Source organism: Paracoccus actinidiae, assembly GCF_030863885.1.
GTDB lineage: Bacteria > Pseudomonadota > Alphaproteobacteria > Rhodobacterales > Rhodobacteraceae > Paracoccus > Paracoccus everestensis.
This window is the reverse complement of the sequence record NZ_CP132956.1, coordinates 3152861-3174851: the sequence shown is the minus strand read 5'-3', so window position 1 is coordinate 3174851 and position 21991 is coordinate 3152861. Positions and strand designations below refer to the sequence as shown.

Genomic DNA, 21991 nt, shown 5'->3' with positions numbered 1-21991 from the left:
CCTTTTGGCGGGTCGGTCCTTAATCAGGCACCTGGCCGGGGGGGGATCCATGGACAAACCGCATATCCTGCGACTGAACGACGCCGACAACATTGTCGTGGCGATTGCAGACCTGCCTGCCGGAACCCCGGTCGAAGGGGGCATCCGCGCCACCCGCCGCATCCCGCGCGGCCACAAGCTCGCGGCAGGGGCCATCGCGCAGGGCACGCCCATCCGCAAGTTCGGCCAGATCATCGGCTTTGCCAGCACCGACATCGCGCCAGGGGACTGGGTCCATGAACAAAACGTCACCATGGGCGGCGATTTCGAACGCGACTATGCCTTTTCCTCTGATGCCCGCCCGCCCGAGGGCCTGCGCCAGGGCGAGGCTCCGGCCCATTTCGCGGGCTTCCGCCGCCCCGACGGGCGGGTGGGGACGCGCAATTACATCGGCATCCTGTCGTCGGTGAACTGTTCGGCGACCGTGGTCGATTACATCGCCGACCAGGCCATGCGGTCGGGGATGCTGGACGACCACCCCCATATCGACGGCATCGTCGCCCTGCCCCACGGCCAGGGCTGCGGCATGGCATCCAAGGGCGAAAGCTATGACCTGCTGGCGCGCACGCAATGGGGCTATGCCAGCCACCCGAATTTCGCCGCCGTCCTGCTGGTGGGCCTGGGATGCGAAGTGTTCCAGATCGCCCGGTTGAAGGACATCTATGGCATCGCCGAGGGCGACCATTTCCAGTCGCTGACCATCCAGGACACCGGCGGCACCCGCAAGGCCATCGACGCGGGCGTGGAGCGCCTGCGCGATCTCCTGCCCGTGGCGGCGCGTGCCCGGCGCGAGGCGGTGCCGGCATCCGAACTGACCCTGGCCCTGCAATGCGGGGGGTCGGACGGCTATTCCAGCCTGACGGCCAATCCCGCGCTCGGGGTTGCGGCGGACACCCTGGTCCGCCACGGCGGCACCGCGATCCTGTCGGAAACGCCCGAAATCTTCGGCGCCGAACACCTGCTGACCCGCCGGGCCGAAACGCCCGCCATCGGCCAGCAGATCGTCGATCTGATCGACTGGTGGACCGACTATACCACCCGCAACGGGGGTGAGATGAACAACAACCCCTCGCCCGGCAACAAGGCGGGCGGGCTGACCACGATCCTGGAAAAATCCTTAGGCGCGGTCGCCAAGGGCGGCACATCCACCCTGCGCGGCGTTTACAAATACGCCGAACGGATCGACCGCAAGGGGTTCGTGTACATGGACACGCCGGGATACGACCCGGTGGCGGCGACGGGACAGGTGGCGGGGGGCGCAAACGTCCTGTGCTTCACCACCGGGCGCGGATCGGCCTATGGTTGCAAACCGGTGCCCTCGATCAAGCTGGCGACCAACACGCCCTTGTTCCAGCGGATGGGGGACGATATGGACATCAACTGCGGCGACATCGTGGACGGCGTGTCGCTGGAGGACAAGGGCGCGCAGATCTTTGACACGATCCTGGCCACGGCATCCGGGCAAAAGACGAAATCCGAGGATCTGGGCTATGGCCGCAACGAATTCGTTCCCTGGCAGATCGGCGCGGTGATGTAGCGACCTTGCGCCTTTCGGTGCTATGATGGCCCTGTGGACATCACTACAGGGGGGCGGAATGTCAGGAACCATCAGGACGACAAAAGGGCGCGGCAGGCTTTACGACAGCATTCTGGACACCGTGGGCGACACGCCGGTGATCCGCGTCAACAACCTGGCGCCAAAGGGCGTGACGATCTATGTCAAGGCCGAGTTCTTCAACCCCGCCGCATCCGTCAAGGACCGGCTGGCCCTGAACATCATCGAGGCCGCCGAGCGGTCCGGCGCGCTGAAGCCGGGACAAACCGTGGTCGAGGCGACCAGCGGCAATACCGGCATCGGCCTGGCCATGGTCTGCGCGCAAAAGGGCTATCCCCTTGTCGTGACCATGGCCGAAAGCTTTTCGGTCGAACGGCGGAGGCTGATGCGGATGCTGGGCGCCAAGGTGATCCTGACGCCCAAGGCGCAGAAGGGCACCGGGATGTATGCCAAGGCGGCCGAACTGGCCCAACAGCACGGCTGGTTCCTGGCCCGGCAGTTCGAGACCGAGGCCAATGCCGATATCCACGAATCCACCACGGCGCAGGAAATCCTGGGCGATTTCGCGGATGCGCGGCTGGATTACATCGTCACAGGTTACGGCACGGGCGGCACCGTCAGCGGCCTGTCGCGCGTCTTGCGCCGCGAACGCCCCGACGTGAAGATCATCCTGACCGAACCGGCCAACGCCGCCCTGGTCAGCAGCGGCACCCCGCAGGACCGTGGCCCCGACCACGCCCCGGCCAGCAGCCACCCCGCGTTCGAGCCGCATCCGATCCAGGGCTGGACCCCCGACTTCATCCCCTGGGTGCTGCAGGAAGCCCTGGACAAGAACGGCTATGACGAATTGATCCCCGTTTCCGGTGCCGACGGCATGGCCTGGGCGAAAAAGCTGGCGGCACGGGAAGGCATCCTGACCGGCGTTTCGGGCGGATCCACCTTTGCCGTCGCCATGAGCATCGCGGAACGCGCGGAACCCGGCACCGTCATCCTGTCCATGATGCCCGACACCGGCGAACGCTATCTGTCCACGCCGTTGTTCGAACATATCGGCGAGGACATGGACGACGAGGAACGCGCCTTGTCGGAATCCACCCCCGGATACCAGATGGGGTAGGCGATGGAAACGCTGGACCCGCCGGACTGGGGCGCCTTTGCACGGACTGCCCACCGGGCCGTGGACCGGGCCATTGCGCGAACGGCCGCCCTGCGCGACCGGCCGGTATGGCAGCCGATGCCGCAAGCCGCGCGTGACGGGCTGCGCCAGCCGCTGCCTGTGGACCCCACGCCGCTGGACAGGGTGGTCGAACAGGCCTGGGACGGGATCCTGGATTATCCGATGGGCAACACGCATCCCCGGTTCTGGATGTGGTACATGGGCGCGTCCTGCCTGACGGGTGCCCTGGCGGATTTCCTGGCGGGGTTTGACGGGTCGAACCTGGGCGGCGGCGATCATGCGGCGGCGGAATGCGAACGCCAGGTGATCGACTGGCTGCGTCAGATCGTAGGAATGCCCGATGGCGCCAGCGGCACGCTGACCAGCGGCGGATCGGTGGCGAACCTGATCGGGCTGACGGTCGCCCGCAACGGCGCCGCGGGCATCGACCTGCGCGAACAAGGCCTGGCGGCCCTGCCCCGGCCGTTGCGCTTTTATGCCTCGGACCAGGTGCATGGCTGCCACCAGAAAGCAGTCGAGCTGCTGGGGATGGGCAACCGCGCCCTGCGCCGCATCCCCACCGGGCCTGACTGCCGCATGGACGTGGCGGCATTGGCGCGGGCCATCGCTCAGGATTGGGACGACGGCTGGCAGCCCGCCTGCGTCATTGCGACCGCCGGAACGGTGAACACGGGCGCCATCGACCCACTGCCCGCCCTGGCCCGGCTGTGCCGCGACGAGGGGCTGTGGTTCCATGTCGATGGCTGCATCGGCGCGCTGACCCGGATGTCGCCCGCCCATGGGCATCTGCTGGACGGGATCGACCAGGCCGACAGCCTGGCGCTTGATCCCCACAAAAGCCTGCACGTCCCGTTCGAGGCGGGATGCGTGCTGGTCCGCGACCAGGCGGCGCATTTCGGCAGCTTTGCGCTGCATTCCGAATATCTGGACCCTGCGCTGCGGGGGATCGCTGCAGCGGGATGGCTGCTGGACTGGGGGATCCAGACCACGCGCGGGTTCCGGGCATTGAAGGTGTGGATGATGCTGCGCGAACACGGCACCGCCCGGTTCGGCCGGATCATCGGACGCAACATCGACCAGGCCCGCCGGATGGCCGCGTTGATCGACGCCCATCCCCGGCTGACCCGCCTGGCGCCCGTCACCCTGGACATCGTCTGCTTCCGCCACGACCCCGGCGGGCTAGACCCCGCCGCCCTTGCCGCGCTGAACGCAGAGATCATGATGCGCCTGCAGGAACAGGGCATCGTCGCCTTTTCCGACACCACGATCCATGGCGAACATGGGCTGCGGGCGGCGATCTGCAATCACCGCACGACGGATGACGACATCGACATGGCGATAGCCGCCGTTGTCGCGACCGGGGACGACCTGGCCCGCGCCGCCTGATCCATGCAGCGCCTGCATGACGGACCTGCGCATTTGCTGCGTTGCGGCACAGGGTCGGAAGGCCCATGTTCATCATGTCAACCAAGGACAGAAAGAGAGTTTGACCATGACCGCCCTCCGCACCGCCCTGAGCCGCTTTCGCGCGTTCCTGGACGTGATGGATGCCGCGATTACCGCATCGGCCGCCGTGCGTTCGCATCACGCACCCGCCATGGCCGACCTGCGCCGCCTGGGGATCGAGCCGACCCGCGCCACCATGGCCGCCATGTCGCGCGCCTGAACCCCGCGACATTCCGATGACCCGGCCCGCCACTGGCGGGCCTTTTGTCTTTCTGGCCTTCCAACCGGCCAGCGATCCGGCCTATGGTCCGGCGGTTTGAAATCCGGGGGACCCAATGACCAGCAGCACGACGATTCCGGCAGGGCGATCCGACTTTGCCCAGGGGCTGATCTGGATGGCCCTGTCCATGACCGCCTTTATTGGAATGTCGGTCGGGTCGCGCGAGATGGCGGAAACGCTGTCGATCCGGCAGGTGCTGTTCTTTCGCGCGCTTGTGGGCCTGTTCGTGATCCTGGCGGTGGGCCGATCCCTGCTCCCCGAAGTGCGCCGCGCAGCCAAACTGCGCCTGCATCTGGCGCGCAACGTGATCCATTTCACCGCACAGTATTTCTGGACCATCGGCATTGTCATGCTGCCCCTGGCATCGGTCTTTGCCCTGGAATTCACCATGCCGATCTGGGTGACGCTGTTCGCCTGGCTGTTGCTGCGCGAAAGGCTGACCGGGCCGCGCCTGCTGGCGACGGTGGGCGGGTTCATCGGCGTCATGGTGATCGTGCGGCCCGGCATTGGCATGGTCGATCCGGCTGCCATCCTGGTGCTGATCGCTGCGGCGGGATACGGCTTGTCGCTGATCCTGGTCAAGCGCCTGACGGGACACGCGACACCCGGCGCCATCGTTGTCTGGATGATCCTGATCCAATTGCCGCTGGGCCTGATCGCCGCCCTGACCGACTGGCGGCCGGTAGCGGTCACGGACATTCCCTGGATGGTTGTCGCGGGGGTGGGCGCGCTTGCGGCGCATTATTGCCAGGCGCAGGCCCTGAGGCGGCTGGACGCCTCGATCCTGATCCCCATCGACTTCCTGCGCGTGCCGATGGCGGCAGTGGTCGGATATTACTTCTATTCCGAGGCCATCGACCTGTGGGTGTTCCTGGGCGGCGGCATCATCCTGTTGTCGAACTTCCAGGCGGTGATGGTTGAACGGCGCAAGTCGGCTACGGCCCCGTAAGGGACCGCAGCCTGCTGCGTATCAGAACGGGCTGTCGGGATAATAATAGGTTTCGGCGTTTTCCGGCGTGACCAGCACCGACCCGATGATGAAATCGCCCGACACCGGCGCCGGGGACACAAGGCCCACCGCCGTGATCTCGATCGCGGTGGCGATCATCGACGGCGGATAGGTGACGTTGGCGGGGATCATCGCGTCGCCATCCATGGTGCGCTTGATCATCTCCTTCATGCCCGCGCCGCCCAGGACGAACTTGATGTCGCTGCGGCCCGCCGCCTCGATGGCACCCAGGACGCCAACGGCCATGTCGTCGTCGGACGCCCAGACCGCGTCGATCTGCGGATGCTTGGACAGGAAGTCCTGCATCACCGTGAAGGACTTGTCGCGGTTCCAGTCACCGTGTTCCATCCCCAGGACTTCGATGTTCTTGCCCTCGATCGCGGCCTGGAAACCCTCGACGCGCTCGTTGTCGATGGTGGTCGGGATGCCGCGCAGCACGACGATCTTGCCGCCTTCGGGCAGGGCGCTTGCCATGTATTCGCCCGACACGCGGCCAAAGCCGGAATTGTCGCCCGCGACATACAGATCCTCGATCCCTTCTTGCGACAGGCCGCGGTCCACGACCGTGATCCATGCGCCGGATGCCTTGACGTTCTGGACGGGGCCGGTCAGCGGCTCGGATTCAAACGGCAGCACCACAAGCGCGTCGATGTTGCGGGTGGCGACCATGTCCTCGATGTCGTTGACCTGCTTGGCGGGGTCCGAGGCCGTCGCCAGCACGAAGTCAAGCTGGGGATAGGTTTCCTCCAGCCGGTCCACGGCGGCCTGCGCGAAATAGTTCATGCCGCCCGCCCAACCATGGGTCGCCGCGGGGATCGACACGCCGATCACCTTGGTTTCCCCGTCCTGCGCCCAGGCCGGCGCGGCCAATGCGGCGGCGATTGCCAGCCCCGATACGAAATGCTTCATGTCTTCCCTCCCATGTGAACCCGCTAGCCACGGGCTTTGCCTTCACGCTGCAACACCACAGCGAGAACGATGATGGCCCCCTGAATGGCACCGTTCAGATAGGGCGATACGAAATCCGTCAGGTTCAGCAGGTTGCCGATCAGCGTCAGGATCAGCACGCCGATCACCGTGCCCCAGACGCGCCCGAAGCCGCCCTTCAGCACGGTGCCGCCTATGATCACGGCGGCAATCGCCTCAAGCTCCCACAGCATCCCCGTGGCCGAGGATGCCGAGCCGAGGCGCGGCACGTACATGATCGTGGCGATGCCCACCAGCAGGCCAAGCGCGGCATAGGTCATCAGCCGCACCCGGTCCACGCGGACCGATGAATACTTAGCGACCTGCTCGTTCGATCCGATAGCCGCGCAGTATCGGCCAAAGGCGGTGGATCGCATCACCACCTCTCCGATCAGGACCACCCCGGCAAAGACGATGATCGGCCAGGTGATGCCGAAGACGCCGCCGTAATAGACCGGCTGGTAAAGGCTGCGCAGGTTGAAATCCAGGGACAGCGTGCCGCCGTCGGCCAGCCATGTGACCAGGCTGCGATAGATGCCCATGGATCCAAGGGTGACGATGAAGGCCTCGATCCCCAGGCGAGTGATGAGGATGCCGTTCAGCAGCCCCGCCGCAAGCCCCGCCAGCAGCGCCACCGCCATGCCCACCAGGATCACCGGGATGCCAACGCCCATCGTCGGCACCAGGCTGTTCATCACCAGGATCATCAGCCCCGCGATGAAGGCCGCCATTGATCCGACCGACAGGTCCAGACCCCCGGCGGTGATGACGAATGTCATACCCACGGCGATGATGCCGATAAAGGCGGACCGGGCCAGCACGTTTGTCACGTTGTCCCAGCCCAGGAAATTGGGGTTCATCAGCGCGCCTGCAACGACCAGCAGGACCAAGGCCAGGATCGGCCCGATCACGGTCATGCGGATGCGGCGGGAGACGGGGACAGTTGCGTCGCTCATGCGGGTTCCTTCGAGGGGGTCGGGGCCACGCCCATGGCCAGTTTGACGATGGCGTCCTCGGTGGCGTCGGCGTCCAGTTCGCCGGTGACGCGGCCGTGGCGCATGACCAGGATGCGGTCGGCAAGCCCGATCACCTCTTGCATCTCGGATGAGATGACGACAATGGCCCGGCCTTCGGCGGCAAGGCGGCGGATCAGGACATACATCTGCTGCTTGGTGCCGATGTCGATGCCGCGCGTGGGCTCATCAATGATGATGATCTGCGGATCGGCCAGCATTGTCTTGGCGAACAGCAGCTTTTGCTGGTTGCCGCCCGACAGGTTGCCGACCAGGGCGGCGCGGCTGCCGCGAATGTCGAAATCGACGATGGCTTGGCCCAGGGCGCGTTCCTCGGCCGCTGTATCTATCAAGCCGCGGTCGAATTTCGACAGCGCCTGAAGGGTCAGGTTGTCCCGCAGCCCCTTGCCCAGCAGCAGGCCGCGCGTCTTGCGATCCTCGGTCAGGTAGCACAGGCCAAGGTCCTGGGCCTGCCAGGGATGGTCGATGCGGACGGGTTGGCCGAAGAGGCGCACCTCGCCCGTGGCGGGGCGAAGGCCGCACAGCCCCTCGAAGGTCTCGGTCCGGCCCGATCCGATCAGGCCCGCGACGCCCAGAACCTCGCCCCGGCGCAGGGTGAAGCTAACATCCTGGGAAAAGCCCGGCACGGACAGACCCCGGACCTCCAACGCGACCTCGCCCGGCGTGGACAGCTTGTCGGGGAACAGATCCGACATCTCGCGGCCCACCATGGCATTGGCCATCGCGTGCTGGTCCATCTGCGATGCCTCTCCGGTCCAGACGACGCGGCCGTCGCGCATGATGGTCAGGTCGTCGGCGATTTCCTCGACCTCATCCAGCTTGTGGGACGTGAACAGCACCGCCGTCCCCGCCTCGCGCAGCGCGCGGACCTGGCGCAACAGGATCGCGGTTTCCGACCGGGTCAGCACGGCGGTGGGTTCGTCCATCACCAGCACGCGGGTATCGCGCAGCAGCGCCTTGGCGATCTCCACCATCTGCTTGTCGCTGTTGGACAGCGAGGACACGACCCGGTCGGGCGAGACGCGGCATTCCAGCCGGTCCAGCAATTCGCGGGTCCGCGTGCGCATCGCAGGCTTGTCAAGAAAGAGGCCGCGCTTCAATTCCCGGCCCAGGAAGATGTTCTGTTCCACCGTCAACTGTTCGGCCAGGTTGAATTCCTGGTGGATCATCGAGATCCCCCGGTCCTCGGCCTGGCCCATGTTGGCGAAGGTCACGGGCTGGCCGTCCAGCAGAACCTGACCGGACGACGGCGGCTGATATCCCGCCATGATCTTCATGGTCGTGGACTTGCCCGCGCCGTTTTCGCCGATCAGCGCATGAACCCGGCCAGGGCGCAGGGCGATGTCCACGCCATGCAACACCTCGATCGGGCCGAAGCTGCGGCTGACATTGCGCAGGGCAAGCACGGTCACGGCGTCACCCAGGCCGCGTCGTCGCGGGCGGACCGGATGCAGGCGTCGATGAAGCGCATCCCCGCCAGCCCCTCCTCCAACCCCGGCAGGATGTCCAGCACCGGGTCGCGTTGTCCGGCTTGCGCCGCCCGGATCGCCTGCGCGGCACCGGTGTAGATGTTGGCGAAGCCTTCAAGATAGCCTTCGGGATGCCCGCCCGGCGTGCGGCTGACGGCATTGGCGGCATCCGTCGCCCCCGCGCCCCGCCGCGTCAGCAGGCGCTTGGCCTCGCCAAAAGGCGTGAACCACAGGTAATTCGGATCCTCCTGCGCCCATTCCAACCCGCCCTTTTCGCCATAGACGCGCAGGCGCAACCCGTTCTCGTTCCCCGGCGCGACCTGCGAACACCACAGCATTCCGCGCGCGCCGCCGCCGAAGCGCAGCATGACATGGGCGTTGTCATCGACCCGCCGCCCCGGCACGAAGCTTTGCAGGTCGGCCGACAGGCGTTCCACCGTCAGGCCCGTGACAAAGCAGGCGAGGTTATAGGCGTGCGTGCCGATGTCGCCGATGGACCCGCCAGCCCCGCTGCGTTCGGGATCGGTGCGCCATTCGGCCTGCTTGTTGGTGCCGGTGGTTTCCGAAGCCTCGGTCAGCCAGTCCTGCGCGTATTCGACCTGAACCACGCGGATGGCACCCAGATCGCCTGCCTCGATCATGGCACGAGCCTGCCGGATCATGGGATAGCCGGTATAGTTGTGGGTCAGGATGAACAGCGCGTCGGACGCGCGGATCGCAGCCTCCAGTTCCGCTGCCTGCGCCATCGTGGCGGTCAGCGGCTTGTCGCAGATCACGTGGATGCCGCGCCGCAAAAAGGCTGCGGCGGCAGGGCCGTGGACGTGGTTCGGGGTGACGATCGCCACGGCCTCGATCCCGTCCTCGCGGCCAGCCTCGGCCTCGGCCATCTCCTCGAAACTGCCATAGCAGCGGTCGGCATCCAGCCCCAACGCCACGCCGCTGTCGCGCGACTTTTCCGGCGTCGAGGACAGCGCCCCCGCCACCAGATCGAATTCCCCGTCAATGCGCGCGGCGATGCGGTGGACCGCGCCGATAAAGGCATCCTTGCCGCCGCCCACCATGCCCAGCCTGATGCGCGTCATTCCGAAATCCCCAGCATCCGGCGGTTCGCGGCATCGTCCGTGCCGCCGTCCGCAAAATCGTCAAAGGCCTTTTCGGTCACGCGGATGATGTGGCTGCGGACGAACTCGGCACCTTCCCGCGCCCCATCCTCGGGGTGCTTGAGGCAGCATTCCCATTCGACCACGGCCCAGCCGTCGAAATCATTGGCCGCCATCTTGGAAAAGATCGCGCCGAAATCGACCTGCCCGTCGCCCAAGGACCGGAACCTGCCCGCGCGGTCCACCCAGGGCTGGAACCCGCCATAGACGCCCTTGCGCCCGGTCGGGTTGAACTCGGCATCCTTGACGTGGAACATTCGGATGCGGTCCTTGTAGATGTCGATATTGTCCAGGTAATCCAGGCATTGCAGGACATAATGCGACGGATCGTACAGCATGTTGGCCCGCGCATGGTTGTTCACGCGGTCCAGGAACATCTCGAACGTGTCGCCGTCGTGCAGATCCTCGCCCGGGTGGATCTCATAGCAGATATCGACGCCGCACTCCTCGGCGTGATCCAGGATCGGGCGCCAGCGGCGGGCAAGCTCGTCAAAGGCGGTTTCCACCAGGCCCGCCGGACGCTGCGGCCAGGGATAGACGAAGGGCCAGGCTAGCGCGCCGGAAAAGCTGGCCATGGCGGTCAGGCCCAGGTTGCGGCTTGCGGTCAGGGCCATCCTGACCTGATCGACCGCCCATTCCTGCCGCGCCTTGGGGTTGCCGCGCATTTCCGGCACGGTGAAGCCGTCAAAGGCATCGTCATAAGCCGGGTGGACGGCGACCAGCTGGCCTTGCAGATGGGTGGACAGTTCGGTGATCTGCACGCCGTTGGACTGGGCCACCCCGGCGATATCCTCACAGTAACCCTTGCTGTCAGCGGCCTTGGCCAGATCGAACAGCCGCCCGTCCCAGCTTGGCACCTGCACGCCCACATAACCGCAATCGGCCGCCCATTTCGTGATGCCGTCCCAGGTGTCGAACGGCGCCCCATCGCCCGCGAATTGCGCCAGGAACAGCGCCGGACCCTTGATGGTCTTCATGGTCTTCCCCCCTCAGACATACCGGTTGACCAGGTTCTCCAGAATTTCCTGCCGCCCCGACACGGGCTGCGGATCAAGACCCTTTGCCACCGCCCCGTCGGCAATCCCGTCAAGCGTCGCGTCAGGTGCCAGCATGGCCTGCGCATCGGGCCGCTGCCAGCCTGAATATCGCTCGCGGCGCGCGGCCTCCAGCCGATCCTCCTCCAGCATCCGGGCCGCGGCCTTCAGCCCGCGTGCGCAGACATCCATCGCGCCCGCATGGGCCATCACCAGATCCTCGGGGTCCAGCGACTGGCGACGGACCTTGGAGTCGAAATTGGTGCCGCCGGTGGTGAAGCCGCCGCCCCTGAGGATCTCGTAATAGGCGAGGGCCACCTCGGGGACGCTGTTCGGGAACTGGTCGGTGTCCCAGCCCGATTGCTGGTCGTTGCGGTTCATGTCGATGGAGCCGAAGATGCCAAGCGCATTGGCCAGGGCGATCTCGTGTTCGAAGGAATGACCCGCCAGAATCGCGTGGCCCTGCTCGATATTGACCTTGACCTCTTTCTCAAGCCCATGGCGCGACAGGAAGCCATAGACCGTCGCCACGTCGTAATCGTACTGGTGCTTGGTCGGTTCCTGCGGCTTCGGCTCGATCAGGATGGTGCCCTTGAAGCCGATCTTGTGCTTGTAATCGACGACCATCGACAGGAAGCGGCCCATCTGGTCCAGTTCGCGCCCCAGGTCGGTGTTCAGCAGCGTTTCATAGCCTTCGCGCCCGCCCCAGAGGACATAGTTCTCTCCGCCCAGCCGGTGCGTCACGTCCAGGCAGTCGCGCACGGTCGCGGCGGAATAGGCGAAAACGTCGGGGTCGGGGTTGGTCGCCGCCCCCGACATATAGCGGCGGTTGGTGAACAGGTTCGCGGTGCCCCACAACAGGCGCGGCCCGCCATCCGCCATTCTTTCCGCCATCAGGTCGGCGATACGGTTCAAACGGTCGCGGCTTTCCCCCAGGCTGTCGCCTTCGGGGCGCACGTCATGGTCGTGGAAACAGAAGAACGGCGCGCCGAGGATGCGGAAGAAATCAACGGCGGCATCGACGCGGCGCTCGGCCAGATCCATCGTGTCGGCGGGAAACCAGGGCCGGTCGAAGGTGCGCCCGCCAAAGGGATCGCCCCCCTCCCAGCCGAAGCTGTGCCAATAGGCCACGGCAAAGCGCAGGTGATCCTCCAGCCGCTTGCCCATGACGGTTTCGTCCGGGTCATAGTGGCGAAAGGCCGGGCCTTCCGCGTCAGGGTCGAAGGCAAGGCGCGGGATCGCGTCGAAATAGCCGGTCATGCAGGGTCTCCGGGCAGGTTTTCTTTGAAAAAGATGGCGGGGGTGATCGTCACCCCGGCCGGCGTTTCGCCATCGGCGATGGCCTTCATCGCGTCGAGCGCCGAAGCGACCTCTTCGGCCGGCTTCTGGTCGATCACCACGTCGATCAGGTCGTCCTGCAGGGCCGCGCGCGAATGCGGGGTCAGTTCGTGCATGACGACAAAGGGGCGGTTGCTTCCCAGGCCGCGCATCAGGGGGATCAGCCCGCGATTGCCTGCGCCGATTGAATAGATGCCGGTGATCTGCGGATCGTCCCGCAGCGCCCGGCCCAGCAGGTCGCGCATCCGTTCGGCGCTGTCCTCGACCTCGACCGGCGGCAGCAGGCCGCCCGGTCCCAGGGTCTCGGCAACGCCGGCCAGCCGGTCGCTGTGATCGCGCAAGGCCGCCGATCCCAGGACCGGCAGCACGCGCGCCGCCCGTCCCCGGTGCGCGATCCGGTGCAGCCGCCCCGCGGTGCGCCCCGCCACGATATTGTCGATGCCGATATAGGCGCGGCGGGGGCCGGGGATGTCGGACACAAGCGCGACGACCGGCACGTTTCCCGCGGCCAGCCTGGACATCATCGGGGCCAGCCTGTCCATCCCCGCGCCCACCACGACGGCGCAGTCGCAATCGTGTGGCAGGAACGCACCGGGGCTGTCGAAAAGGTCGATGGTGACGCGCTGTCCCGCCCGGGCCTCGGCCTCGGCCAGAAAGGCGCGGCGGATCGACGAGAAGAAGCCGTGGTCGCCCTGCGGCACGCAGGCGGCAAAGCGGTAACTGCGCCGGCGCGACAGGTTCGCGGCGGTCATGTCGCGGCGATAGCCCAGATCCTCGATGGCCTGGCGGACCCGCTCGATCGACTTGCCCGCCACCCCGCCGCGTCCGTTCAGAACGCGGTCGGCGGTCGAATAGCTGACCCCAGCAGCCCGCGCCACGTCATGCAGCGTCGGATTTCCCATTGGACGATTGTTCTCCCCTCCCACAGCATCAGACAGGAAATGACATACGTCAATCATTTTCTTTCGGAACTCGACTGGCCGTTGGGCAGTCCTGTCTTGGCAGTGCCGTCGTGCAGGCCCGCGAACGGGGGTCAGCACCTTGGCTTGCCTGCCGGAACCGTGCAAAAGACGGGAACCTCGCCCGTGAAGGAAGCCGATGACCAGTCCCCACCCGATCCTGCTGTCCGACCATCACCTGACCCGGATCGCCCCTGCCGAAGGGCTGTTGCACGATCCCCGCTGGCGGATGCTGGAAGACCCGGATCTGGATCTGCTGGCGGAACGGCTGACGCGGGGACGGCCCCGGCCGATCCCGATCTTTGCCTATGGATCGCTGATCTGGAACCCGGGCTTTGCAGTCCAGGCACGCCGCCGCGCCACGGCGGTGGGATGGCATCGCAGCTTTTCGATCCCGCTGGATCATTTTCGGGGCACGCCCGAACGGCCGGGGCTGATGCTGGCCCTGGCATCCGGCGGACAATGCGACGGGCTGGTCCTGGACATCATGCCGGGCACCGAGGCGCAGTCCCTGCGCGATATCCTGCGGCGTGAACTGGTCGCCCATGAACTGGCGAACAATGCCTGCTGGATTGCCGTCGATACGGATCGCGGCCGCGAGGAAGCCCTGACCTTCTATGCCGATCCCGTGGGCATACCGACCGCGCGGCTGACGATCGGGGAACAGGCGCACAGGCTGGCCCGCGCGGCGGGTGCCGCCGGATCGGGGGCCGAATACCTGCTGCGCACGGTGCGCGGCCTGGCCGAACATGGCATCCACGACGATTACATCTGGACGTTGCAGCATCAGGTTGCCCGAGAAATCGACGGTGCCGTGGACGAATGCTTCATCCCGGCAGGGTGAACGGGTGAAGCCATTCGTGTTTCCGATGCGCGCCGAAACCTTCGGCCGATCGTGGCCCTTGGCTGATGCCGCCCTTGCGTCATGTGCAGCAAGAATATATTTGATGCACATGAGCCATGGCATCCGATGACCATCCTGTCCCAATCACGTGCCGCACAGGTCGCCTATCAGGATCTGCTGCGCCTGCACCTTGACGAAACGGTCTCCGGCCTGATCGGCAGCGTCGAGGAGCGGGTGCGGAACGGCCGCGTCTATCTGTACGACAAGTTCCGCATCGGCACCCAGATGAAAAGCCGGTATCTGGGCGAAGGCACCCCGGCGCTGCAGGAACGCCTGGCACGCGCCGCCGACCTGAAGGCGCAGGCCGGGGACCGGGCTGGAACGATGGCACGGCTGGCCCGGGTGCTGCGCGCCGAAGGCTTTATCGCCGCGGACCGCGATACCGGATCGCTGTTGTCGGCTTTTGCCCGGGCCGGGGTCTTTCGGCTGGGCGGCACCCTTGTGGGCACCGCCGCCTATGGCCTTTACCAGGGGGAACTGGGCGTTCGCATGGGATCCGAGGATCTGGCGCAGACCGGCGACATCGACTTTGCCAGCTTTCAGCGGCTGTCCGTGGCGCTTGGCGATCAGGTTCGGGAGAATCCCGGCGACATCCTCCAGGCGCTGAAATTCGACCCGGTGCCGGGGGTGGGCGACCGGCAGGTCTGGAAATGGCGCCAGAACCGGGGACAGGCCATGGTCGAGTTTCTGACGCCCGCCTTTGGCGACGAACGGGTCAAGCCCCTTCCGGCCTTGGGGGTCAGCGCGCAGGCGTTGAATTACCTGAATTTCCTGATCGCCGAACCGATCCCAGCCATTGCGCTTTACCGATCGGGCGTGCTGGTCCAGATCCCGCGCCCGGAACGGTTCGCCATCCACAAGCTGATCGTGGCCGACCGCCGCCAGGGCGGTCCCGACCAGGCAAAATCGCGCAAGGATCGCGGCCAAGCGGCATTCCTGATCGAGGTTCTGTCCCAGGACCGTCCCGACGACCTGCTGGATGCCCTGCAAGACGCCCGGTCGCGCGGCCCCCGCTGGCGGGAACGCATCGACGCAAGCCTGAAGCGGATGCCCGACAGCGCAGACATCCTGCGCGGGCTGTCCTGACCGAAGGCCACGAAAAAGCGCCCCCGCAATGTCGCGGGGGCGCGGTTTTCAAGGCAGGCCTTACAGCAGGAAGTCCGACGCGCTCAGGTTGTGTATCCCGAGGATGCGGATCTGCGCTTCGGCCCCGCTGTCGGTGTCGGTGTCCAGCTGCACGAAGGTGTCGGTGTCATTATGGAAGACCCGGACCTGGTTCGTGGCCCCAGCAAGGAAGAGATCCGATCCGCGGAACAGGAAGGGCAGGCCCGCCGCGTCCCCGATGTCGATGATGTCGCCGCCCGCCGAGCCCGCCAGATCGAAGCCCTCGATGACATCGGACGCCGCCACGGTCGTGTTAGAGACCAAGGCGAAGATGAACCGATCCTCTCCTGCCCCGCCAATCATCAGGTCGGTCCCCGCCCCGCCGATCATCACATCGTCGCCGGCCCCGCCGATCAGCGTGTCATTGCCGTTCATGCCGCTGAGCGTGTCGTTGCCGTCACCCCCGTCCAGCCTGTTGGCCCCTGTGGTGCCGGCAGCCGTGTCGTTGCCTGCGCCAAAGAAGACGATCTCGACCGACTGGACCCGGTCGGCCGTGCTGCCGCCGCCTAGCACCGTAGCCGTGGCAATCGACATGTCCAGCGACAGATCCGTCGAATAGGCCGTCAGATCCAGCGTGTCGACGCCACCGCCGCCGATATACAGGTCGCCGGCATTGTCGGCCTGGGCGATGACCAGGTCGTCGCCGTTACCCCCGTTCAGGGTATTGGCCCCGTTGTCCCCCAACAGGACATCGTTGCCGCTCCCTCCCGTCACGTTCGCGATATTGGCCACGGACGTAAAGCCCGAGGCCGTTCCCGTCGCCAGGTTCACCGATACCCCGGCAGAGCCTGCCGCATAGGTCAGGGTATCGGCGCTGCCCAACAGATCAACCCGGATTTCCTCGACCGAGGTTCGGGATGTGAACCCAGTCAGCGTGGTCAGGGTGGTGCCGTTCCAGGTCGCGCCCAGGGTCTCGTTTGCCGCGGTGCCGGTGATCTGGAGACGGTCCTCGCCGTCGCCGCCATCAACGCTGTCGTTGCCGTGTCCCCAGCCGAACAGGATCACGTCATCGCCACCGCCCCCCTGGATCGTGTCGTTGCCAGCCCCGCCCACCAGGATGTCGCGCCCATCGCCGCCGATCAGCAGGTCGGTGCCCGCCTGCCCGAACAGCAGGTCGTTGCCGCCGTTGCCCGTGATGGTGTCGTTGCCGTTCAGGCCATAGAACAGGTCGTCACCGGCCACCCCAAGCATCGCATTGCCGGCATTGGTGCCGGTCGTCACCCGCAACTGTTCCGTGCGGCTGACACCCAGGGTCGTAAAGGTGGTGTTCAGAAGATAGGTCTGCCCCATCGCAAGGGGTTGGCTCACTGTCAGGGTGCCGTCGGGTGCCATGGCAAAGGCGCTGTTGGGGGCCATGGAGTATGTGCCGTCAAGACCCTGGGCCGTCATGATGCCGATGATCGACCCGCTTGCCGGAAGGGCGGCAGGGGCCGCATTCGCCTCGAGCGCGAGGTTCACGTTGATGCCGATCGGCGTCTTGATGTCGATCGTCTGGTCGGCGAACTTCAAATCCTCGATGTTGCGGATCAGGTCGGTGTCGTCAAAGGCGTTGGCAAGGCGCCCGTCCCCGCCCAGGTCTCGGACCGAGATGAAGCCGTCGCCGTTCACGTCATAGGCAGCCTGGATGATCGGGCTGTTGCCCACCTGGATGCCGCGCCCCTCGATCTCATAGTCTTCAAGGTTTCCGACAAAGATCGCCGTGTCGCGCGCCGTGCCCGGCGCGGATGTCAGGATTTCGCGGACGATGGACAGGTCGCCCGGATTGATCGTGCCGTCCAGCAGCAAGGATGTCAGCGACCGGCCCCCGAAGGCAGGCGACGAGAAGTTCGGTTTTCCGCTGCCATCCACATTGAAGACCTTGCCCGCATATTGTCCGGCAGCAGCCTGGGAACTGTTCAGCGATTCCGCCGAATATACCTTGCCGTCAACCTCCATGCGGATGCGGACGTTCAGCCAGGAATCGCCGTCGATCACGTCGAACCCGCCCCGGCCCATGATCTGGTCGGATCCGGCGCCGCCCATGATCAGGTTGCCGTCGCGATAGCTGTTCGCGCCTTGGCCGAACAGGGTGGTCAGGGCGCCGCCGAACCAAGCGCGCAGCCCGGCGATCCGGTCGATGCCCGCCCCGTTCAGGACGTGATCGTCAAAGCTGGCCCCCGCGTCCACCTCGACTTCGTTGCTGCCGCGGTTGTCGCCCAGCATCACGTCGTTGTGGATCCAGCCCGACATCCCCTCCATCAGGTCGAAGCGGTCGCGCAGGATGTCGGCGGGAACGGATGTGAAGATCGGGATGTTGAAATCCCAGTTCACGCCCGCAACGTCGTATTTGGAACTGGCCCAGTCGAAGCCGAACATGCCTTCGAACCGCTGGACGCCGATCCCCGACAAGGCGATGTCGTCGCCCGATTCCAGGTCATAATCCTGGTCGTTGCCCTGGCCCCAGGCGACATCGTGGCCGATGATAGTCGAGTTGAAGAACAGTTCCGAGTTGTCGCCGGAAATGACGTCGAAGCCCTCGCCGCCCTCAATCCAGTCGTTGCCTTCGTTGCCCATCAGGTTGTCGCCGCCGGATCCGCCCAGGATGAAGTCGTTGCCTTCGCCGCCGAAGCCCTCGCCTGCATCCTGGCCGATCAGCAGCGCGTCGTGGCCTTCGCCGCCGAACAGCAGGTTGATGCCGCGCGCGGACGATACCACGTCATTGCCCCGTTCGCCGCGCAGGAAGTTGTCGCCGAAGGGATCCTCGATGATGTCGTCGCCGTCGCCCCCGAAGACCTGGTCGTTGCCGGCCCCTGCATTCAGGTAATCGTCGCCGCCGTCGCCCCACAGCGCGTCGTCGCCCAGGTCGGCCGTCAGGGTGTCATCGCCCTCGGTGCCGCCCAGCACGACATGTTCGCCGCCCCGGAAATGCAGCTCTCCGCCGACCTGATGGCCGTTGCCATCGGTAACGCCCGAATCCACCCGCCTGACCTTGGGATCAAGCGCCTGCATCAGCGGATCGTCCCAGATCGGATCGCGCCCGTCATGGCTATTGCTGTCGTCTTCGTCGTTATAGTCGCGCTGCGCGATGGCCCGGTCCAGTTCCAGGACCATGTCCGGGGCCAGGAACAGGTTGCCGTTGATATGGGTGGCGTATTTGTCGCCCAGTGCCGAGTTGCGCATGACGATGTCGGCAAAGGTATTCGCCTCCAGCCCGTCAAGCATGTTCAGGCCCTGGACCCGCGACAGGTAATAGAACCGGTCGCCGTTTTGCAGCAGTTCCATCTGGTATTCGAAGACAAAGCCGAAGGTCGTGCCCAGCATCCCGCCGAATTCGGTGACCTTCTCGGCCAACCCGCCGATCCACAGGTCGACATTGTCCAACCCGCCTCGGTCGTTGCCGGCGCCATAGCCACCGCGTCCGTTCAGGAAATCCAGCCGCTCCTGATTGGTATAGGTCACGCCGCGAATGGTCACGCCGTCAGCATTGTTGCCATCCCCGAACAGCAGCAGGCTTGCCGCTTCCCGCTTGTCGGCCAGGGTCGTGGCCGAGGTGATCGAGATATGGTTGCCATAGGCCGCGATGAAGTTCGCGATCGAGAACGGGTTCTTCAGGTGCTGGGTGAATTCGGTCCAGCTGGCATAGGGTTTCAGATCCGGGATGCCGAAATCGTTGTAAAGCTGGGTCCGCGTCTCGTTCAGGGATGGCACGCCCGTTTCACGTGCCCGCGCGATGTTCAGCGCGGCCAGATCCAGAGGCAGGCCCAGAAGGTTGCTGCGCAGGGCAGGGACGACGAATTCGTCGATCTCGCTGCCCACATCGGATGTCAGGCCGCGGATGAAGGCTGCCTGCGCCTCGGCCAGGTTGGGACCGCTGCCGGTAAAGGCCTTGGGGTTCAGGAAAGCCTCGATCAGGGACATCTGTTTCGGGTCGCCGTTGACCGGCAGCAGGTTGGCACCCAGCCGATCCACCGTGTCGGTCAGCATCGAATGGCCAAAGCGGTACACCGCATGGGCGAATTCCGCCAGGATCGAGGGGTCGATATCGGCCGAGTTCGTGAACACGAAGGGGTCAATCCCCGGCGAGATGCGGCGGGCGAATTCCTCGAACACCATGTGCTGGTACTGCATCTCGGTCGAGAAGCGGGCTGCCTGGAACATCCGGTCGCCGTTCCAGACAAGATCGTCGGGGTTCAGCGCAGCGATGTTCGTTCCCGCCGGCAGCGGTTCCAGCAGCCATTTGTTGATGAAGTTCAGGTCGCCTGATTCCAGGATGGTGTGCTTGTTCTCCTCGAACACGCGGTTGTGTTCGGAATGGAAGATCGAATGGATCGACTGAAGGGCAATGTTTTCATTGCCCCGCCCGTCGCCCGACGCGATGTGCAGGTTAAGCATCTCATCGTCATAGGTCGTCGGGTCGCCATCGTCGCCGGTGCCTGGATTGGTGTCCGGCGTCATCACCCCGTCGGCGATGCCGTCGTGGTTCAGGTCATAAGTGCCGGGGGCAGCGTGGTGGGCGATGTCGGCCAGGAAGGCCACGCCCGACGCAATGCTGCCTGCCGTGGTGATGCCCGCAGCTTCGCCTTCCTTCAGCCAGGGCGCATCGTGGTCTGCATCCGCCGCCATGACCATCTGGGCATAGCCGTTTGGTCCAAGCTTCAGGTTGCCATAGGCATCTGTCGCCAGCAGCGGCACCCGGCCCACATCGCTGTCCTGCAGCCGGATCCCCAGCACCGACAGCGCCTGCGCCTTGACATCGGCCCAGTTGCCAACCGCGCCTTCCAGCGAACCGGTCGCGGGCGACCCGTCGAGCAGGCGTCCGGTCGAAACCGCCTGCATCTTGCCGTCAACCACCATCCGCACCTGTTCGCGCAGGAACACCTGATGCGAGGCGTGCGAGGTATAGGTCTGGTTCTGGTCCACGAATGACGTGGTGGCGTTCACGTGCTGCTCGACGCCATTGGCGTCTACCGTCGGCGTGGCGCGGGTCAGCGCCATGAAGCGCAGCTGCGCAGGCAGATCATCGGCAGTGCCGAACACCTTGTCGGCCCCGGCGATCAGCGGGTCGTCGGCTGCAAGCGGGATATAGACGGTGCCATTGCCGCCCTTGTTGACCAAATCCAAGCCGTGGTCGAAGAACTGCCCGAAGATGGTCATGAAGCTGTTGAAGGGCGCGGTCAGCCCGACATCGGGCGACACATGGTTGATCACCAAGCCGCCGTTGGCCCCGTCCGAAAGGTCGTACTGTTGAAGTGCGGCTTGCAGCGCCGCCGCGGCTTGGGCGGGGGTGCCTGCGGTATTGGCCGCGGCAATGGCGGCGTCAAGCGCCGACTGGGCCACATTCAGTTCAGACGTTGCGGTGTCCAGTGCAGCCTGCGTCACGGCGGCATCGGCCTGGGCCGCGTCCTGCGCCACGGCGATCGCGGCCGCGCTGCTTGCCGCCGTGCCAGAGCCGCCGGCGGTCGGCGCATAGGCAGTGGCCGCCTCCTCCGCGGCGACAAGGTCGTTCGCGTCGATTACCGAGTCACTGTCCAATGCGTCAAGTGCGGCCACCAGGGCCGCGGCTGCATCGAAGGTCGCCTGCGCGGCGGACGTGGTGTCGCCGGCCAAAGCGCCCAGGACGTTGCTGGCCGCGGACTGCGCGGCAACAGCGGCATCCACCGCCGCAGCGTACAGCGCGGCTCCGTTTCCGCTCGGGGACTGAAGTTCGTCGATCAGATCGGCAAGCGCCTGCGCCGCCGCATCGGCGGCGACTGCCGCGTCCTGCGCCAAAGGCTCGGCGGCCGTGAAATGGCCCAGCTTGATGTCCGCAGCCCCATCCGCGTCCACCGCCGCCGCGTGCTGGACGGTCTCGGCGGTCACGACAGCCTGCTTGGCCGTCACGGCAGCATTGGCGCCGTTCGCGTTCAGCGTCCCCTGATAGGCCTGGGTGATGGCATTGACGGCCGTAGTGGCGGCGGTTCCCGTGACCCCGATGGCCTTCAGCGCGGCATAGATCGCCGCCGGGTTCGCGGGCGTCTGGTCCACGATCAGGTTGGAAATCGTCCGGGGGTCGCTGTCCACGACATCGCCGGGATTGCCGTAATTGGTGTTCGTCACACCGTGGAAACCGCCCGGCCCCTCGTCGTTCTCGTTCGAATAGATCGGGTCCACAAGGCGCGGAAAGGGGGTGCTGGTGGACCCGTTGGTTTCGGTTCCCGGCAACAGGCTGTTGTCGCTGCCGTCCACGGTCCGCAGGCCCGCCGGCATCAGCGCGGCATCGGCGGCACTGACCCCGTAAACCGCCTGGATGGCCTGAACGGTCGTCATTCCCCCCCGGCGTGAAGTTCGGCCACCTCGATCTGCTTCAGAATGAATTCGAGGTCGTGCTGGTTAACATGGAAACTCGTTGCCATTTGTCCTCTCCCTGGACTGGTCAGGGTTTCGCCACGCGCCATAACCCGGCACCGGGCCACGGCATTTCCGCGGCTGTGCAAGCCCC

At 65.7% G+C, this 21991-nt stretch carries 15 protein-coding genes; 7 read left to right on the top strand and 8 right to left on the bottom strand.

Going from position 1 to position 21991, the window contains the following annotated elements; genetic code table 11:
• Positions 1 to 49: 49 nt before the first annotated feature.
• The 5 genes from Q5701_RS15730 (at position 50) to Q5701_RS15710 (ending at position 5446) form a co-directional block, all read left to right on the top strand.
• Positions 50 to 1576, top strand: coding sequence for a UxaA family hydrolase (locus tag Q5701_RS15730; protein ID WP_306751946.1), 1527 nt, complete (start codon positions 50 to 52; stop codon positions 1574 to 1576).
• Positions 1577 to 1634: 58 nt separating this feature from the next.
• A complete protein-coding gene (locus tag Q5701_RS15725; protein ID WP_306751945.1) occupies positions 1635 to 2711 on the top strand; it encodes a PLP-dependent cysteine synthase family protein in 1077 nt (358 codons plus the stop codon).
• 3 nt (positions 2712 to 2714) lie between these two features.
• The gene (locus tag Q5701_RS15720) at positions 2715 to 4157 is read left to right on the top strand and encodes a pyridoxal phosphate-dependent decarboxylase family protein (RefSeq protein ID WP_306751944.1); all 1443 of its coding nucleotides are present in this window, start codon (positions 2715 to 2717) and stop codon (positions 4155 to 4157) included.
• A 106-nt stretch (positions 4158 to 4263) separates the two neighbouring features.
• Positions 4264 to 4437, top strand: coding sequence for a hypothetical protein (locus tag Q5701_RS15715; protein ID WP_306751943.1), 174 nt, complete (start codon positions 4264 to 4266; stop codon positions 4435 to 4437).
• Positions 4438 to 4552: 115 nt separating this feature from the next.
• Positions 4553 to 5446 (top strand): DMT family transporter, encoded by an 894-nt coding sequence (locus Q5701_RS15710; protein ID WP_306751942.1) that lies wholly within the window; start codon positions 4553 to 4555, stop codon positions 5444 to 5446.
• 21 nt (positions 5447 to 5467) lie between these two features.
• Here the strand turns inward: Q5701_RS15710 and Q5701_RS15705 are convergent, their stop codons facing one another.
• The 7 genes from Q5701_RS15705 to Q5701_RS15675 are packed head-to-tail and all read right to left on the bottom strand — an operon-like array spanning position 5468 to position 13409.
• Positions 5468 to 6415, bottom strand: a complete 948-nt coding sequence (locus tag Q5701_RS15705) for an ABC transporter substrate-binding protein (RefSeq protein ID WP_306751940.1) — start codon at positions 6413 to 6415, stop codon at positions 5468 to 5470.
• Between the two features lie 23 nt (positions 6416 to 6438).
• Positions 6439 to 7428: an ABC transporter permease gene (locus Q5701_RS15700; RefSeq protein ID WP_306751939.1), complete on the bottom strand. Its 990-nt coding sequence runs from the start codon at positions 7426 to 7428 to the stop codon at positions 6439 to 6441.
• Positions 7425 to 8918 carry a sugar ABC transporter ATP-binding protein gene (locus Q5701_RS15695; RefSeq protein WP_306751938.1) on the bottom strand — a complete coding sequence of 498 codons (1494 nt, stop codon included), beginning with the start codon at positions 8916 to 8918 and terminating at the stop codon, positions 7425 to 7427. The genes Q5701_RS15700 and Q5701_RS15695 overlap by 4 nt, the downstream gene beginning before the upstream one ends.
• Positions 8915 to 10057, bottom strand: coding sequence for a Gfo/Idh/MocA family protein (locus tag Q5701_RS15690; RefSeq protein WP_306751937.1), 1143 nt, complete (start codon positions 10055 to 10057; stop codon positions 8915 to 8917). Before Q5701_RS15690 ends, Q5701_RS15695 begins: the two co-directional genes overlap by 4 nt.
• Entirely contained in the window at positions 10054 to 11112 is a 1059-nt protein-coding gene (locus Q5701_RS15685) for a sugar phosphate isomerase/epimerase family protein (RefSeq protein WP_306751935.1), read from the bottom strand. The genes Q5701_RS15690 and Q5701_RS15685 overlap by 4 nt, the downstream gene beginning before the upstream one ends.
• Positions 11113 to 11124: 12 nt before the next feature.
• Positions 11125 to 12429 (bottom strand): xylose isomerase, encoded by a 1305-nt coding sequence (xylA, locus tag Q5701_RS15680; protein WP_306751934.1) that lies wholly within the window; start codon positions 12427 to 12429, stop codon positions 11125 to 11127.
• On the bottom strand, positions 12426 to 13409 hold the full coding sequence (locus tag Q5701_RS15675; RefSeq protein WP_306751933.1) for a LacI family DNA-binding transcriptional regulator: 984 nt from the start codon (positions 13407 to 13409) through the stop codon (positions 12426 to 12428). The genes xylA and Q5701_RS15675 overlap by 4 nt, the downstream gene beginning before the upstream one ends.
• Before the next feature lie 196 nt (positions 13410 to 13605).
• On the opposite strand from Q5701_RS15675, the gene Q5701_RS15670 reads away from it, so the two are divergent.
• Both Q5701_RS15670 and Q5701_RS15665 read left to right on the top strand, forming a co-directional pair.
• Positions 13606 to 14310 carry a gamma-glutamylcyclotransferase gene (locus Q5701_RS15670; protein WP_306751932.1) on the top strand — a complete coding sequence of 235 codons (705 nt, stop codon included), beginning with the start codon at positions 13606 to 13608 and terminating at the stop codon, positions 14308 to 14310.
• 126 nt (positions 14311 to 14436) lie between these two features.
• A complete protein-coding gene (locus Q5701_RS15665) occupies positions 14437 to 15456 on the top strand; it encodes a nucleotidyltransferase family protein (protein ID WP_306751931.1) in 1020 nt (339 codons plus the stop codon).
• 60 nt (positions 15457 to 15516) lie between these two features.
• On the opposite strand, the gene Q5701_RS15660 is transcribed toward Q5701_RS15665, so the two are convergent.
• Positions 15517 to 21819 carry a peroxidase family protein gene (locus tag Q5701_RS15660; RefSeq protein ID WP_306751930.1) on the bottom strand — a complete coding sequence of 2101 codons (6303 nt, stop codon included), beginning with the start codon at positions 21817 to 21819 and terminating at the stop codon, positions 15517 to 15519.
• Positions 21820 to 21991 lie beyond the last annotated feature (172 nt).